Annotated in this window: 15 protein-coding genes; all 15 read right to left on the bottom strand. The window is 63.6% G+C overall.

All coding sequences use genetic code 11. The features are described from left to right. Positions 1–5: 5 nt before the first annotated feature. Positions 6–248: an RNA-binding protein gene (locus tag KYT97_RS00170; protein WP_033236551.1), complete on the bottom strand. Its 243-nt coding sequence runs from the start codon at positions 246–248 to the stop codon at positions 6–8. Beyond that, on the bottom strand, positions 245–715 hold the full coding sequence (rpsP, locus tag KYT97_RS00165; protein WP_033236552.1) for a 30S ribosomal protein S16: 471 nt from the start codon (positions 713–715) through the stop codon (positions 245–247). The genes KYT97_RS00170 and rpsP overlap by 4 nt, the downstream gene beginning before the upstream one ends. 186 nt (positions 716–901) lie before the next feature. After that, a complete protein-coding gene (locus KYT97_RS00160) occupies positions 902–1,984 on the bottom strand; it encodes an amidohydrolase family protein (protein ID WP_172937858.1) in 1,083 nt (360 codons plus the stop codon). A gap of 4 nt (positions 1,985–1,988) precedes the next feature. Then, positions 1,989–3,566, bottom strand: a complete 1,578-nt coding sequence (ffh, locus tag KYT97_RS00155) for a signal recognition particle protein (RefSeq protein WP_033236554.1) — start codon at positions 3,564–3,566, stop codon at positions 1,989–1,991. Between the two features lie 116 nt (positions 3,567–3,682). After that, positions 3,683–6,190 carry a [protein-PII] uridylyltransferase gene (locus KYT97_RS00150; protein WP_092808602.1) on the bottom strand — a complete coding sequence of 836 codons (2,508 nt, stop codon included), beginning with the start codon at positions 6,188–6,190 and terminating at the stop codon, positions 3,683–3,685. Continuing rightward, positions 6,180–6,518, bottom strand: coding sequence for a P-II family nitrogen regulator (locus tag KYT97_RS00145; RefSeq protein WP_033236555.1), 339 nt, complete (start codon positions 6,516–6,518; stop codon positions 6,180–6,182). Before KYT97_RS00145 ends, KYT97_RS00150 begins: the two co-directional genes overlap by 11 nt. A 57-nt stretch (positions 6,519–6,575) precedes the next feature. Next, complete coding sequence (locus tag KYT97_RS00140) at positions 6,576–7,835, bottom strand: ammonium transporter (protein WP_045067926.1); 1,260 nt, start codon at positions 7,833–7,835, stop codon at positions 6,576–6,578. 248 nt (positions 7,836–8,083) lie between these two features. After that, the gene (gene ftsY / locus KYT97_RS00135; protein WP_219111541.1) at positions 8,084–9,574 is read right to left on the bottom strand and encodes a signal recognition particle-docking protein FtsY; all 1,491 of its coding nucleotides are present in this window, start codon (positions 9,572–9,574) and stop codon (positions 8,084–8,086) included. A gap of 42 nt (positions 9,575–9,616) precedes the next feature. Then, positions 9,617–13,201, bottom strand: a complete 3,585-nt coding sequence (gene smc, locus KYT97_RS00130) for a chromosome segregation protein SMC (protein WP_116103112.1) — start codon at positions 13,199–13,201, stop codon at positions 9,617–9,619. 25 nt (positions 13,202–13,226) lie between these two features. Continuing rightward, positions 13,227–13,505 carry an acylphosphatase gene (locus tag KYT97_RS00125; protein WP_095885959.1) on the bottom strand — a complete coding sequence of 93 codons (279 nt, stop codon included), beginning with the start codon at positions 13,503–13,505 and terminating at the stop codon, positions 13,227–13,229. After that, positions 13,502–14,425, bottom strand: coding sequence for an SMP-30/gluconolactonase/LRE family protein (locus tag KYT97_RS00120; protein WP_219111540.1), 924 nt, complete (start codon positions 14,423–14,425; stop codon positions 13,502–13,504). The genes KYT97_RS00125 and KYT97_RS00120 overlap by 4 nt, the downstream gene beginning before the upstream one ends. Then, entirely contained in the window at positions 14,425–14,868 is a 444-nt protein-coding gene (locus KYT97_RS00115; RefSeq protein ID WP_033236561.1) for an OsmC family protein, read from the bottom strand. Before KYT97_RS00115 ends, KYT97_RS00120 begins: the two co-directional genes overlap by 1 nt. Positions 14,869–14,910: 42 nt before the next feature. Continuing rightward, a complete protein-coding gene (mutM, locus tag KYT97_RS00110; protein ID WP_033236562.1) occupies positions 14,911–15,783 on the bottom strand; it encodes a bifunctional DNA-formamidopyrimidine glycosylase/DNA-(apurinic or apyrimidinic site) lyase in 873 nt (290 codons plus the stop codon). 9 nt (positions 15,784–15,792) lie between these two features. Further along, positions 15,793–16,566, bottom strand: a complete 774-nt coding sequence (gene rnc, locus KYT97_RS00105; protein ID WP_033236563.1) for a ribonuclease III — start codon at positions 16,564–16,566, stop codon at positions 15,793–15,795. 19 nt (positions 16,567–16,585) lie between these two features. Further along, positions 16,586–16,768, bottom strand: a complete 183-nt coding sequence (gene rpmF / locus KYT97_RS00100; RefSeq protein WP_007729318.1) for a 50S ribosomal protein L32 — start codon at positions 16,766–16,768, stop codon at positions 16,586–16,588. Between the last annotated feature and the right edge of the window lies 1 nt (position 16,769).

Genomic DNA, 16,769 nt, shown 5'->3' with positions numbered 1-16,769 from the left:
GCCGTCTACTGATCGGTGTCGACGACGTCGACGCGAATGCCACGGCCACCGATACCGGAGACCAGGGTGCGCAGAGCGGTCGCGGTGCGGCCGCCCCTGCCGATGACCTTGCCGAGATCGTCGGGGTGCACGTGCACCTCGACGGTACGTCCACGGCGTCCGGTCATCAGTTCGACGCGTACGTCGTCAGGATTGGCGACAATGCCGCGAACCAAATGCTCTACCGCATCAGCGACGACGGCACTCACTTGTCAGCAGCCTCGGCGTCTGCAGCGGGAGCCTCGGCGTCGGCTGCGGCGTCGTCTGCCTTGGCCTCGTCTGCCTTGGCAGCCTTCTTCTTCTTGGGGGTGATTGCTTCTGCAACCGGCTCGTTCTCGGCCTGCGCGAGTGCAGCCTGGAACAGTTCGAGCTTGGAGGGCTTGGCTTCCTTGACACGCAGGGTGCCTTCGGTGCCCGGGAGGCCCTTGAACTTCTGCCAGTCACCGGTGATCTTGAGGAGAGCCTCGACGGGCTCGGTGGGCTGTGCGCCCACGGACAGCCAGTACTGAGCGCGCTCGGAATCGATGTCGATCAGCGACGGCTCTTCCTTGGGGTGGTACTTGCCGATGGTCTCGATCGCACGGCCGTCACGACGGGTGCGGGAGTCGGCGATGACAACGCGGTACTGAGCGTTGCGGATCTTGCCGAGGCGGGTGAGCTTGATCTTGACAGCCATGGCTGCGGTACTCCTTCAGCGCGCACAACAGTGCGGCGCGTGTCACGTGCAATTCAGCAACCCCCACGAATTTGGGGGCCCGGTTTTGCCTCTAACCTGTGACCGTCGCAGCGGTACGTAACCGTTTGCGACGAACAGTCGTCCATTGTGCCAGATGCCGACTTGTGGATGAAATCCAGGCAAGCGTTATCGGGCGATTACATTGCCGCGGAGCACCACGTGGGCGGGCTTCGCCAGCACAGCGGTGTTTCCCCGCGGATCTTCGTCGAATACCACCAGGTCAGCGGGCGCACCCTCGACCAATCCGGATCCACCCAGCCACGTCCGGGCGTCCCAGCAGGCTGCACCGAGCGCGTCGTGTGACGACATCCCGGCGATCTGGAGTTCAGCCACCTCGTCGGCGATCCGGCCGTGCAGGATCGATCCTCCGGCATCAGTGCCGGCGTAGATCGGGATACCGGCGTCGTGCGCCGCACCGATCGTCCGATGGCGCCGCGAGTGGAGATCGCGCATGTGGGCCGCGTAGATCGGGTACCGCGTCGCGGAGTCGGCGATTCCGGGGAATGTCGCGATGTTGATCAGTGTCGGCACCAGCGCGGTGCCGTGAGCAACCATCATCTCGATGGTCTCGTCGGTCAATCCGGTGCCGTGCTCGATGCAGTCGATACCGGCGTTGATCAGGCCGGGAAGTGCGTCCTCGGCAAAAACGTGGGCCGTGACCTTGGCGCCTTCAGCGTGAGCCGCCGCAATAGCTTCAACCAGGATCTTGTCGCTCCACAGGGGCGCGAGGTCGCCGACAGAGCGGTCGATCCAGTCGCCGACGAGCTTGACCCACCCGTCACCGGCCCTGGCTTGGCGCACGACCTCGGCAGGCAACTGCGATTCGTCGTCGAGATCGACCGGCAACCCCGGGATGTAGCGCTTGGGCGCAGCGATGTGCTGACCCGCACGGATGATCCGGGGAAGATCGGCCCGCTCATCGACGAATCGGGTATCGACGGGTGATCCCGCGTCACGCAACAGCAGTACACCGGCGTCGCGCTCGGTCTGTGCCTGAGCGATCAAACCGTCGACGGTCTCGCCGCCGCCCCCGCCGAAGCGAATACCGACATGGCAATGCGCGTCGACAAGACCGGGAGTGATCCACCCAGCATCGACAATCGTCTCGGCGCCTGCGACCGGTTCGAAGGTGATCCTGCCGTCGACAATCCACAGTTCGATGGGCGCAGCATCGGGCAGACCGATGCCGCGCAGATGGAGGGCGCTCACGGGCTTACTTCTTGGGCAGCTTGAGCTGCGACAGGTCGATGCCTTCGAGTCCGGGTGGCAACTGGTCGAGTCCCTTGGGCATGTTCGACAGGTCGGGCATTCCGGCAGGCATGCCACCGGGCATACCCGGGAATCCGCCCATGCCGGGGAATCCTCCGCGCATCTTGGGCTGCGTCGGACCCTTGCCGCCCTTCTTGCCCTTCTTGCCCTTCTTGCTGCGCACCTGCTTGCGGGCGCCGGGCATGCCCATGCGACCGGCCATGGCGGCCATCATCTTTCGGGCCTCGAAGAACCGGTCCACCAACTGGTTGACGTCGGAGACCTTGACACCCGAACCGTTTGCGATGCGCAGACGGCGGGACGCGTTGATGATCTTGGGGTCTTCACGCTCGGCGGGCGTCATACCGCGGATGATCGCCTGGATGCGGTCGAGTTGCTTCTCGTCGACGTTGGCCAGCGCGTCCTTCATTCCGCCTGCGCCTGGCAGCATGCCGAGAAGGTTGCCGATCGGGCCCATCTTGCGGACAGCCATCATCTGATCGAGGAAATCCTCGAGCGTCAGCTGGCCGGAGCCGATCTTGGCGGCGGTTGCTTCAGCCTGCTCGGCGTCGAAGACCTGCTCGGCCTGCTCGATCAGGCTCAGGACATCGCCCATGCCGAGGATGCGGCTGGCCATACGGTCCGGGTGGAAGACGTCGAAGTCTTCGAGCTTCTCGCCCGTCGACGCGAACAGAATCGGCTGGCCCGTGATCTCACGAACGCTGAGCGCGGCGCCACCACGGGCGTCGCCGTCGAGCTTGGTGAGGACAACACCGGTGAAGCCGACACCCTCACGGAACGCCTCGGCCGTGCTGACCGCGTCCTGACCGATCATCGAGTCGAGAACAAAAATTGTCTCGTCCGGGTTGACGGCGTCACGAATACCGGCAGCCTGCTCCATCAGATCTGCGTCGATGCCGAGTCGGCCGGCGGTGTCGACGATGACCACGTCGTACTGCTTGTTGCGCGCCTCTTCGACGCCGGCTCGGGCTACCTCGACGGGGTCGGCAGCGGAGACGCCGAGAGCGTTCTCGCCGCCGCCGATGGACGTACCCGGGTGCGGCGCGAAGACGGCGGCACCGGCGCGTTCGCCGACGATCTGCAGCTGTGTGACGGCGCCGGGACGCTGCAGGTCACACGCAACCAGAAGTGGAGTGTGGCCCTGATCCTTGAGCCACTTGGCCAGCTTGCCGGCGAGGGTGGTCTTACCGGAACCCTGCAGACCGGCCAGCATGATGACTGTCGGGGGGTTCTTGGCGAACTGCAGCCGACGAGTTTCGCCGCCGAGAATCTGAACCAGTTCCTCGTTGACGATCTTGACGACCTGCTGCGCCGGGTTGAGAGCACCGGACACCTCGGCGCCCTTGGCTCGTTCCTTGATCTTGGCGATGAAGCTGCGCACGACGGGCAGCGCAACGTCGGCCTCGAGAAGTGCGAGGCGGATCTCACGGGCGGTCGCGTCGATATCGGCGCCGGACAGACGACCCTTACCACGCAGATCCTTGAGAGATCCGGTCAATCTGTCGGAAAGGGATTCGAACACCGAGTGCGCTCCTGAAGGTCGTGCGAGTTTGCCGTGGATATTCTCGGGCACCAGCCTAGCCGCTACGTCCGCATCGATCCCAGCCGATGCGGACGTAACCGCTTTCAGGCGTGTCGCTACTGCGGCTTTTTCTCCGGCTGCGGCAGCGGCACAACACTCAGAACGGCGGCCTCGACGCGCTCACGACTGGCCCGCGAATCGGCCCCACCGAAGTCGAGGCAGAACGAGTCGATGACAGACGAGCCCAGGGTCGCGACTTTTGCCCATCTGATGTCGGCGCCGCTGCGTTCGAGAGCTGCGGCCAGACGACACAGCAATCCGACGCGATCCTCGGTACGTACTTCGAGGATCGCCTGACCCTCACCAGGCGAATCGAACCAGATCACCCGCGGCGGTGCCTGTGCGTACAGGACCGGGATCGCCGAACTCTTGCTCAGCGCAATCGGATCTTCCCACTGCTGCGCCCGAGTTTCCTCTTCCTTGGCATCGAGTAGCTCTAGCAGGTTCAGCTCGCCCTCGGATGCACGGATCAACTCCTGTCGCAGCAGCGCGGCTTGCGGCGGCGCCCCGAAACGCGGAGTCACGACAAACGAGTTGACCGCAGATCCCGCGTGGGCGCCCAGCGAAGCCGAATGCACGCGAAGCGACGACAACGCAAGAATCCCCGCGGCCCGTGACAACAGGCCGGGTGCATCCGGAGCAATGACCGTGACGACATACGTATGCGCGTTCTCGGCCGGAGACAACGACACGTGAACACCGCCGTCCTCGGCGATGGACAACTGCTCGGGATCGAGCGGATCCGGAGCGGGCAGATCCTCCCCCGCCATCAGCAAGCGGCATCGACGCACCAGTTCGCCGATCAACGACGATTTCCAATCACCCCACACACCCGGACCCGTTGCCAAAGAATCCGCTTCGGCGAGTGCATGAAGAAGGTCGAGCAGCGTTCCGTCACCGCCCAGTGAATCGACGACCCCCTGCACCGTCGCCGGATCGTCCAGATCGCGTCGCGTCGCCGTTTCCGGCAACAACAGGTGATATCGGACCATCGCGGACAGCATTGCGACGTCGGAAGGCCAGAGCCCCAACCTGTTTCCGATTGCCGTGGCCAGTTCCGCGCCGACCACACTGTGATCGCCGCCGCGCCCCTTTCCGATGTCGTGAATCAAGGCTCCGAGCATCAGCAGATCCGGACGCGCGACCCGCGTCGTGAATCCGCTTGCGTATGCGGCGGTTTCGACGAGGTGCCGATCGACCGTCCAGGTATGGACGGCGTCACGCGGAGGCAGATCCCGGATCGTGCCCCACTCCGGCAACAGTCGCCCCCACAATCCGGTGCGATCCAAAGCCTCGATGACCGGCACCGCCCGAGAACCCGACCCCAACAACACCAGAAGATCGTTGACCGCGTTCTTGGGCCACGGCTCGCGTAGTTCAGGAGCGTTGTCCGCCAAGCGATTGAGCGTCGACGCCGAGATCGGCATCCCACCGGTTGCGGCAGCCGCCGCAACGCGCATGATCAACCCTGAGTCCTTCTTGGGCCGAGCATCGCGCGCCAGCACGACTTCTCCGGCATGCTCTACGACACCCTCGTCCAGAGGATGACGCACCGGAGGCCGCCGGAGCCGCGACAACCCACGCTTGGGCAAAGAGTTTCCGGCAGTACGGATTCCGACGTCCACCGAATAGCTGATAATGCGTGCCGATTCGCTGAGCAGGCGAGCCAGATCGAATCGATCACCGATCCGCAGGGCGGCGCCGATCTCGTCGGCGTCCTGCGCCCGCAGCTGATCCCGCGGCCGACCGGCCACGCGATGCAACTCCGTGCGTACGTCGAGCAGTCGCCGGTGCGCCAGTGCCAGACCGCCGCCAGGCGAATTGGGACCGAGCCCCGGCATGCCGTCCGTCAACTGAGCGATGGACAGGGCATTGAGCAACTGCACGTCACGCAGTCCCCCGCGCCCGCTCTTGAGATCCGGCTCGGCTCGGTGGGCGATCTCGCCGCTGCTCGCCCACCGCGACTGGGTCTGCGCGATCAAATCGTCGAACCGCGAGCGAATGTCCATCCGCCATTGGCGTCGCACACCGCTGATCAGCAAATTGGTGAGTTCCATGTCGCCGGCAATGTGGCGAGCTTCCAGCATGCCAAGCGACGCGGTGATATCGGTTGCCGCAACCTGCAAGGCCTGCGGCAGCGTCCGCACGCTGTGGTCGAGCTTGATGTGCGCGTCCCACAACGGGTACCAGAGGCGTTCCGCCACCTGAGCCACCACGGCGGGATCCATGTCGTCGTGCAGCAGAATCAGATCGAGATCGGAATAGGGCAGCAATTCGCGTCGGCCCAGCCCGCCGACAGCAACAATCGCAAATCCGCAGTCGGGCTTGATTCCCAATTCGGCGCCCTTGGTGGTCAGCCAGAACTCGTGGAGATCAACCAGTGCGTGTCGCAGCGAAGGTGCGTCGAGCCGACGATTCTTGGGTCCACCGTCGAGTAGTGCCTTGCGTGCGCGGGCCAGGTCCGCGGCTTCATCGGATCCCCCTGACGAGACCGGCCCTGGCCCCGTCGCCTTAGCGACGGAACCAGGGCCGAAGTTCCCGGACCCATTCGGGTCAGAGTGCATCGCCACCACGTTCTCCGGTACGAACCCGGATGACCGACTCGACCGGCGAGACCCAGACCTTGCCGTCACCGATCTTGCCGGTGCGCGCAGCCTCTACGATCACCTCGACCACCTTGTCGACAGCCGCGTCGTCGATCACGACCTCCACCCGAACCTTCGGTACGAAGTCCACGGAGTACTCCGCGCCTCGGTACACCTCGGTGTGGCCCTTCTGACGACCGTAACCCTGAACTTCACTGACAGTCATACCCAGCACCCCGGCCTGCTCGAGCGCGGTTTTGACGTCCTCGAGCGTGAACGGCTTGACGATTGCTGTGATCAGCTTCATGTGCTCATCCCTTTCCCAACTCTGAAGTGCTGCGATTTCACTTTAATCACGTGCTGATCACGCGAGGTCGTATGCGGTCTCTGCGTGTTGGGTCTCGTCGATTCCACGAGCCTCGTCCTCGGCCGAGATGCGCCATCCGAGGGGCTTGAGTGCGTAGCCGATGATCGCGGTGAGAACACCGGTGAAGACAAGAGCGACAACTGCAATCACGATCTGAACCACCAACTGCTTGTAGTCACCGCCGTAGAAGAGACCGGTCGACGTACCGAAGAATCCGATACCGATCGTGCCCCACAGGCCGGAGACGAGGTGAACACCGACAACGTCGAGCGAATCGTCGAAGCCGAAGCGGAACTTCAGGCCGACGGCCAGAGCGGAGAGAATACCGGCAATTGCGCCGAGGAAGATCGAACCGACCGGGTTCAGTGCGCCAGCTGCCGGGGTGATGGCAACAAGACCGGCAACGGCACCGGAAGCAGCACCGAGGCTGGTGGCATGTCCGTCACGGATACGCTCCGTGAGCAACCAAGCGAGGATTGCAGCGGCGGTAGCGGTGGTGGTGTTGACCCAGGCGAGACCGGCAAAACCGTCGGCAGCAAAAGCGGAACCGGCGTTGAAGCCGAACCAACCGAACCAGAGCAGAGCCGCACCGAGCATGACGAGCGGCAGGTTGTGCGGACGGAACGCGGTCTTGCCGAAGCCGGCGCGCTTGCCGACGATCAGAGCGAGAACCAGAGCGGCCATACCGGCGTTGATGTGAACGACTGTGCCACCGGCGAAGTCGATCGGCGGGACTGCGGCAACGAGGCCGCCGTCACCGTCATCGGTGGTGCCGAAGATCTTTGCGGCGATGCCGTCCTCGGAACCCGAGAGCAATCCGCCACCCCACACCATGTGAGCGAGCGGGAAGTAGACAACCGTGACCCAGATGCCCGAGAACAGCATCCACGTACCGAACTTCACGCGCTCGGCCAACGCACCGCTGATAAGTGCGGTCGTGATGATGGCGAACGTCACCTGGAAGGCGATGTCGATGACATTGGGGTAGCCCCACGCACCGGCGATGAAGTTACCGTCCGCGTCGGTGATGCTGTCCTTGAGTCCGAAGAACTCGAAGGGATTCGCGAAGATGCCACCGATGTTCTCGGTGCCGTAGGACATGGACCATCCCCACAGCACGTAGATGACACCGATGACGGCCATCGAACCGAAGGACATCATCATCATGTTGAGCACGGACTTGGACCGAGACATGCCGCCGTAGAAGAACGCGACACCCGGTGTCATCAGCAGAACCAGTGATGCGGCCATCAGCATCCATGCGGCGTTACCGGAGTTCGCCAACAAATCGTCGGTACTCACTTACTACCTCCTAGTCGCACGTGCCGGGTGGCACGTCGTTGAGTAGAAGACTGCTGGGCTGGTGTTTCGTCCGTGGCGCGCTTACGTTTCGCGGACGTGAACCAATTACCCAACTTTGTTGCAAGTAAGTTTCATACTGGGATTCTTCGAATCCCTGTGCGCCTTTTCGGTAGTGGGCACTACCGAAAAGGCGCACGGGGGCGCTAGCCCAACAGTGCGTCGACAAACGCTCCCGGTTCGAACGGAGCCAGGTCGTCAGCGCCCTCACCGAGGCCGACAAGCTTCACCGGAACCCCGAGTTCATGCTGAACCTGGAAGACGATTCCGCCCTTCGCCGTACCGTCCAACTTGGTCAGAACAACACCGGTGATATCGACAACTTCGGCAAACACGCGGGCCTGAGCGAGACCGTTCTGCCCCACTGTGGCGTCGAGAACCAGAAGAACGTCGTCGACCGACGCCTTCTTCTCGATCACACGCTTGACCTTGCCGAGCTCGTCCATCAAACCGGTCTTGGTGTGCAAGCGGCCGGCGGTGTCGATCAGAACGACGTCGACGCCCTCCTCGATGCCACGAGTGACGGCGTCGAAGGAAATAGCAGCGGGATCGCCGCCTTCCTTTCCGCGAACAACCTCAGCGCCGACGCGCTCGGCCCACGTCTGCAGCTGATCGGCCGCAGCAGCACGGAACGTGTCAGCGGCACCAAGAAGTACCCGTCGCCCGTCAGCGACCAATACGCGGGCCAGCTTGCCCGTCGTGGTGGTCTTGCCGGTTCCGTTCACACCGACGACAAGCAGAACCGCCGGATGGTTGTCGTGCGGAAGCGCCCGGATCGAGCGATCCAGTTCCGGACGAAGCTCCGCGACGAGTACCTCACGCAGCAAAGCGCGAGCCTCGGCCTCGGTCCGAACACTGCGGGCTGCCATTTGCGCCCGCAACGTGGCGACAATCTTTTCCGTCGTCGCAGAACCGAGGTCCGCGATCAACAGGGTGTCCTCGACCTCTTCCCACGAATCCTCGTCCAGGTCGCCACCACCGAGCAGACCGAGCAAGCTCTTGCCGACTGCCGACTGTGAACGAGACAGTCGACCGCGCAGGCGATCAAGTCGGCCTTCGGTCGGTTCGATCTCGTCGAGAACCCGCGGGGCGGGCTCGACCGGAGCAACAGGCGCCGTCTCGACGACAGGGGCCTCGACCACCGGGGCCTCGACGACTGGCTCTTCGACAACCGGCGCTTCAACGACCGGCTCTTCAACGACCGGTTCCTCGACGACGGGCGCCTCGACAACCGGCTTTTCAACCACCGGCTCTTCGACGACGGGCGCCTCAACGACCGGCTCTTCAACAACTGGTTCCTCAACAACAGGAGCTTCGACAACCGGCTCTACAACAACGGGCGGCGCCGGTTCCGGCTCAACCTGCTTCTCCGGAACTGGCTTCTCCGGAACTGGCGGCTTTGCCGGCGGGGCCGGTGCCGGCGGTGGCGCCGTTGCCGTCGATCCCTCACTGAAGTTGAACCCGCCGCCGGCTTTGTAGCCGCCCGACTTGTCCTTCTCCGGTGCACCGAGCTCCGGCTTCGTCTCGGGCGCCTTCAACGACACCTGGCGGCTGCGGTAGCGCAGGAAACCCGCCACAAGAGCAATAAGTACTACGGCCGCGACAGCCGCGATGATGATCCAAGCCTGGGTAGTCACCGGCTCATTGTTTCAGGCTCGGCAACAGAAAGTGACCAAGGCTTACCGAACGGCGAGGTCTTGCCCTCGCAATCGCTGGGAAATGACAGTCGTGATGCCGTCGCCGCGCATGCTCACTCCGTAGAGAGCATCCGCGATTTCCATGGTGGGTTTCTGGTGCGTGATCACGATCAACTGCGATTTTTCCCGCAGCTGTTCGAAGAGCCCGATGAGGCGGCGCAGGTTGGTGTCGTCGAGAGCGGCTTCGACTTCGTCCATGACGTAGAACGGTGACGGCCGGGCCCGGAAGATCGCGACGAGCATGGCCACCGCTGTCAAGGATTTCTCTCCACCCGAGAGCAAGGAGAGCCGTTTGACCTTCTTTCCCGGTGGTCGCGCTTCGACCTCGATGCCGGTGGTGAGCATGTCCGACGGGTCGGTCAGGACAAGTCGGCCTTCGCCGCCGGGGAACAGTGTCTCGAAGACCCCTACGAACTCACGGGCGACATCGGTGTAGGCCTCGGTGAACACCTGCAAGATCCGGGCGTCGACGTCGGCGACCACCGCGAGGAGATCCTTGCGCGCTGTTTTGACGTCTTCGAGTTGAGTGGAGAGAAATGTGTACCGCTCTTCGAGTGCGGCAAATTCTTCGAGCGCCAGCGGATTGACCTTGCCCAGAGTTGCGAGGTCTTTCTCGGCCCGCTTGGCCCGACGCTCCTGCGTGGCGCGGTCGTACGGAGCGGGCGCCGGAGCGGTGACCTGCTCGCCGCGCGCCTTGGCTTCTTCGTACTCCGCCAACTCGAGAGCCGTCGGCGGCAATTCGACGTCGGGGCCGTACTCCGCGATCAGATCGTCGAGTCCGATTCCGTACTGCTCGAGAATGGACTCTTCCAATTGCTCGATGCGCATTGCTGCCTGTGCCTTGGCAACTTCGTCGCGGTGAACGGCATCGGTCAGCGATGCGAGCTGCCCGTTCAGCGCCTTGACGATCTCTCGAACCTGGTCGAGCTTGGCGACGCATTCGGTACGGGCGCGCGCCAGGTCGTCGCGATGAGCAACCGCTGCCGCCAAGACGGTCTCGAGTTCGCTCACCACTCGCAGACCGGATTCTGCGACTGCCGCAGCCACGGCGGCCGCGTGTGCCCGTGCCCGCAACGCGTGTTCTGCCCGCACTCTCGCCTCGCGTTCGGCGGCTGCCGCGCGGCGCAGCGAATCAGCTTTTCCGCGAACGGATTCGGCGCGTTCCTCGGCAGTGCGTACGGTCAGTCGCGCATCCATTTCGACGATGCGTACTTCCGCGAGCGCTGCCGCCGCCATTTCCCGGTCGGTGGCGGTTGATTCCGGTTCCCCGGCTTCGAGCCCGCCGTTGTCCTCCGCGTGGCGCAGGCGTTCCTCCAGTTCGGTCAGCGCAGTGAGAGATTCGACTCGACGGGCTTCGGCGCGACTGCGGTGCAACGTCAGTCGCTCCGATTCTTCGTGCGCGACGCGCACCGCCTGACCGAGTCGGCCCAACTGTTCGTAGATCGCGGAGATCGCCGCATCGGATTCGTTGAGTGCGGCAAGAGTCTGTTCTGCGGTTTCCTGCCGGATTGCCTGTTCAGACAGGGCGCCGGCCAAAGCTGCATCCAACTCTTCGGCCCGCAATTGTGTCTGCACCAACTCGGCTGCGGATGCGTCGATGGACGCTTGGGTTTCCAGCGTGCTCGGGCGTCGATCGGAACCGCCGACGAACCACCCCCGGCCGTGTAGGTTCCCGGAGCGGTCGACGGCCCGAATCATGCTGTGTTCAGCCACAACTCGTATCGCCTCGTCAAGGGTGTCGACCAAGACCACGTCGCCCAGGAGAGCGTCGAGTCCCGCTCGCAGTTCGTCCGCGCACTCGATGACGTCGACGGCCCGGCGAATGCCAGGACCGAGGTCGACCGGAGCGGACACGTCGTTCGGCCCGTGGACAATCAACGCCGCCTGCCCACCGTCGTGTTCGGCCAATGCCGATACCGCAGATCGTGCGGCGTCACTCGACTGCGCGACAACAGCATCCGCGGCCGGCCCCATCGCAGCGGCAATTGCACTCTCGTAGCCCGGCGTCACCCGAATCATGTCGGCCAGCGCGCCGGTGACGCCGTCGTGGCGCTCCAGAAGCCACCCCGCGCCGTCCTTGCGGGCCAACCCGATCGAGAGCGCTTCGATACGAGCGCTCAGCGACGCGATGCGCTGTCCGCTCGACTTCTCTTCGGCGCGCAACTCGGCAACCCGCGCATCGACGATCGTGAGCGCTTCGACGGCGCGCTCGTGATTGGTGTCGAGACCGACCTCGCCGGCATCGAGGTCACCGATACTTTCCTGCACCGTCTCGAACTCGGCTTCCGCGTCATTCCCGCGGCGTCGGGACTCGTCGATCGATTCGGTGAGCCGCGCAACTTCGGCGTCCGCTGATTCGACGCGCGTTCGTAGGGTGTCTACCTGCCCGGACAGTCGAGCGAGCCCCTCGCGTCGATCGGCCACAGCGCGTACCTCGGCCATGTGTGCCCGTTCCGCTTCTGCCGCAGCGTCTTCCGTGGCTGCCAATTGTTCGCGCGCCGCCTCGGCCGCAGCACGAGCAATCTCGACGCCTTCGATCAACTCGGCTTCCTCAGCCGCCATTCGCTCGGCCCGCGCCTCCATCTCGTCGGGATCCTGGCCACGCACGCCCACCGGTTCGGAGTCGAGGTGACGCGCACGCTCACGTGCGATACGCACCGTGGCGTTGACTCGTTCCGCCAGCGCCGACAACTGGAACCACGTCTGCGCCGCGGCTTCTGCGCCGGGCGTCAGGCGGGCCAGTGCTTGCTCCTGGCGCCCGAGTTCGAGGTTGGCCTCGTCGAGGGCGGCGGCCACCTGATTGTGTTGCTCGCGCGCAGCCTTCTCATCCTGCGCTTGATCCTGCAGGGCATTGCGCCGGGTCACGAGATCATCTGCAGCCAAACGCATCTTGGCATCACGCAGATCTGCCTGCACAGTCTGGGCGCGCCTGGCAACCTCGGCCTGACGTCCGAGTGGTTTGAGTTGGCGTCGCAATTCCGCGGTGAGATCGCTCAGCCGAGCCAGGTTGGCCTGCATGGAATCGAGCTTGCGTACGGCTTTTTCCTTGCGGCGCCGATGCTTCAGGACGCCGGCCGCTTCCTCGATGAATGCGCGGCGATCCTCCGGCCGCGATTCCAGGATCGCGGCGAGCCTGCCCTGGCCGACGATGACGTGCATTTCACGGCCGATTCCGGAGTCGCTGAGTAGTTCCTGGACGTCCATCAACCGGCACGACGAGCCGTTGATCTCGTACTCCCCTGCGCCGTCGCGGAACATACGCCGCGTGATCGACACCTCGGTGTAGTCGATCGGAAGAGCGCCATCGGAATTGTCGATGGTCAAGGTCACTTCGGCGCGGCCGAGCGGTGCGCGGCCGGAGGTTCCGGCAAAGATGACGTCTTCCATCTTTCCGCCGCGTAACGCCTTGGCGCCCTGCTCTCCCATGACCCAGGACAGCGCGTCGACGACATTCGATTTTCCGGAACCGTTAGGGCCGACCACGCAGGTGATGCCGGGTTCGAATCGTAGAGTCGTTGCCGACGCAAAAGACTTGAAGCCTTTGAGCGTCAGACTCTTGAGATGCATGCGGAGAACTTTACCGTCATCGCGGTCAGCGTTCGACGAACCCGGACATCTCTCCCCGCGCGGCGTCCCAACTGTCGACAACCAGGTCGACAGTTCCCGGCGTGGTGCCCGAGCGCAACGACTCCAGCAACCTTTCGAGCGACTCCCGATCACCCTCCGCGACAACGAGTACTCGGCCGTCGCGCTGATTCGACGCGTACCCCACCAATCCCAATTCCAACGCGCGCGCCCGGGTCCACCACCGGAACCCGACGCCTTGGACAAAGCCGTGTACCCACGCTGTCAACCGCACCGGCTCACTCATGACACACCGCCGACCCGATCGAGCTTGTGCACGTCACCCAGGAAACTGGTGGTGTACAGCGCATTCGGATCCCACCCCGGTCCGGCGCCGAACTTCACCGCCGAGGTCAACGGCAAACCGGAAGCAATCTCACACGAGGTGCCCCACTCCGGATCAACACGCACAACCTTGCCACCGGCGTTGAACGCCACGTACAGCGCTCCGTCCGGTCCGACAGTCAAATCGTCGGCCATGTTCGCGGGACCGAACCCTGGCAACGCAATAGTCCGCACAGTTCCACCCAGATCGTCGGCGTTCAGAATGTGAATTGCGGTGGTGAGGTCGAATGTTGTTGTCACAAAAATATTCTGCCCCGATCGAGCCAACCCGTCGACGGTTCCGAGATCCTCGCGCACCACCGTCGCCGAACCGTCACTGCCGATCACGGTCAGTCCGGGTTGTGTCAATGTACGCGTCGTCAGGAACCGATTGCCGTCCAGCGGCACAAGGCCGTTGGGCATCACCAACCCGTCGGCAATCGTCGTCACCGACCCGTCCCCGACGTCGACTCTGCCCAAAGTTCCGTCCGCGAGCCCGAACAGTCCTGAGACTGCAGTGTTTCCGGTGGTGAAGTACACGGCGCCGTCTTGGGCAACCAGCCCACCCGGCCCGTTCACGTTGCTCACCAGAGTCTTTCGGCTTCCGTCCGGCGCCACGGTGAGCAGCGCTCCCGGGCCGACGGGAGCCGACTGCGACAACACCATCGACCCGGCCCTGTCGAATTCCAGGTTTTCGAGCATTCCCGCACCGGAGGTCACGAGCGTCGACCTCCACTCACCACAACCGTCGCCGGCCCCAGTGGACTCCGCTGCCGCCGGAGTGGACACTGCTACAGCACAACCCAGTACCAGCGCAGCGACAACACTGCCGGCGCGCAGCATCAGGCGTCCGTGTCGATGGTCAACGTGACCTTGGTGCCGGCTTTGAGGGTGCGCCCCACAGTGCAGACCTTGTCGACGGATCGTTCGATCAGCGTGATCAACCGCTGTTGGGCGTCGGCGTCGAGTTCACTGAGGTCGAGTTCGAGAACCTCGTCCAGTTGCGGGTACACCTCGTTCTCACGATCCGCGGTTCCCGACACTCGAATGGTCGCGTCGTAGTTGTCACCGAGACGGCGCGAAATCGGGAAGTCCGAACTCATTCCCGAGCAGGCTGCCAAAGCGATCTTGAGAAGTTCCCCCGGTGTGAAAACACCCGGTACCGATTCCGATCCGATGAGGACTTCGGCGCCCCGCGAACTCTTGCCGGTGTAGAGGCGGGTGCCGGTACGTTCGACCCAGAGTTCGGTGTGTGCCGGTGCGTTGTCAGCGATCTGTTCAGCCATGCCGCAATCTTGCCACCCTTCTGCAGTGGCGAGTGCGACGACCTACGCTACGTTTCGCCGCGATCTGGGTGCCGGTTGGCAGCGCGGGCAACTGAACGACGATCGATTCATGAACTTCTCACGCCGAATGGGCGCACCACACCGCGGGCACGGCAAATTTTCCTGCCCGTACGCCGAGAGTGAGCGATCGAAGTAGCCGGATTCGCCGTTCACGTTGACGTACAACGCGTCGAAGGACGTGCCGCCCTGCTCGAGCGCCTCACCCATGACACTGCGGGCCGCCGTCACGAGCTCACGCAGCTTGGGCTTTGTCAGGGTTTCGGCGATTCTGTTGCCGTGAACCTTTGCCCGCCACAATGATTCGTCGGCATAAATGTTGCCGATACCGGAGACCACGGTTTGATCGAGCAGTGCACGTTTGATTTCGGTGTGCTTGCCGCGCAGAACGCTCACCACCGATTCGAGATCGAATGCCTCGTCCATCGGGTCACGTGCGATGTGTGCGACCGACTCCGGCAACAGCGTCCCGTCCACCTCGACCAACGGCGAAATCGACCAGCCACCGAAGGTGCGCTGATCGACAAACCGAAGATCGGCTCCGGAATCGAGAGCCAGTCGGATACGAAGGTGCTTTTCCCAGTCCACAGTGGGCGGCTGAACGAGCATCTGACCGCTCATCCCGAGGTGAACCACTACACCGACACCGGCAGGTTCCAGAACCAGCCACAGGTATTTGCCGCGGCGCTCGGCCGAGGCGATGGTCTGTCCGGTCAACTGCCCGATCAGGTCGTCCGACCCGAGAACGTGGCGGCGAATAGCGCGGGGATGGAGAACTTCGACAGCCTCGATCGCCGCACCTACAGCGTGAGACTGTAGGCCGCGGCGAACGACTTCGACTTCGGGAAGTTCAGGCAAGAGAAGAACTCAGCCGGCAAGATCGACAGGAGCATCGGCTACAGCAGCGCCCTCGGAAGCCTTCTCCGACATCGCTTTCCATGCCGTACTTGCTGCCTTCTGCTCGGCTTCCTTCTTGGACCGACCGACACCGACACCCAAGGGATTGCCGCTGATAAGCACAGTGGCGGTGAATTCCTTGTCGTGATCGGGGCCGGTAGCCGTGATCTCGTACACGGGAACACCGGCACTGTGTTCTGCGGTCAACTCCTGCAGACTCGTCTTCCAGTCCAAACCGGCACCCAGAAGCGGAGCACGGGTCAGAAGGTCGTCGAACAGGTCGAGGACCACACGGCGCGCGGTATCGATTCCGTGCTGCAAGTGGATGGCGCCAAGAATGGATTCCATACCGTCGGCGAGGATGGACGGCTTGTCACGGCCACCCGTCATTTCCTCGCCCTTGCCCAGAAGCAGATGCGCTCCGAGTCCACCTTCACCCAAAGTCCGCGCAACCTCGGCCAGAGCGTGCATGTTGACTACGCTCGCACGAATCTTGGCGAGGTCACCTTCGGACTTGGCCGGGTGTGACAGGTAAAGATTTTCGGTAACAGTGAGACCGAGAACGGAATCCCCGAGGAACTCGAGGCGCTCGTTTGTCGGCAGTCCACCGTTCTCGTATGCATACGAGCGGTGGGTGAGAGCCAGCGTCAAGAGGCCAGGCTCTATATCGACGCCGATAGCGGCGAGGAGCGTGTCGTGATTGCCCTCGCCGCCAACGGCTGAAACTGTATTGTCGCTCGTCATAGTCTTTCTCCGTGGAGAACTAGACAGCAGCGGTTACCTGGCGGCCCTTGTACGTACCGCAGGACGGGCACGCGATGTGGGGCAAGGTCTGCTCGCCACAGCCACGGTTGGGGCAGGTAACGAGGGTGGGCACAGTGGTCTTCCACTGGCTACGACGCGACCGCGTGTTGGATCGCGACATTTTGCGCTTGGGGACAGCCACT

The sequence above is a fragment of the Rhodococcus globerulus genome, from assembly GCF_019334125.1.
GTDB lineage: Bacteria > Actinomycetota > Actinomycetes > Mycobacteriales > Mycobacteriaceae > Rhodococcus_F > Rhodococcus_F globerula.
This window is presented reverse-complemented; position numbering and strand designations above follow the sequence as displayed.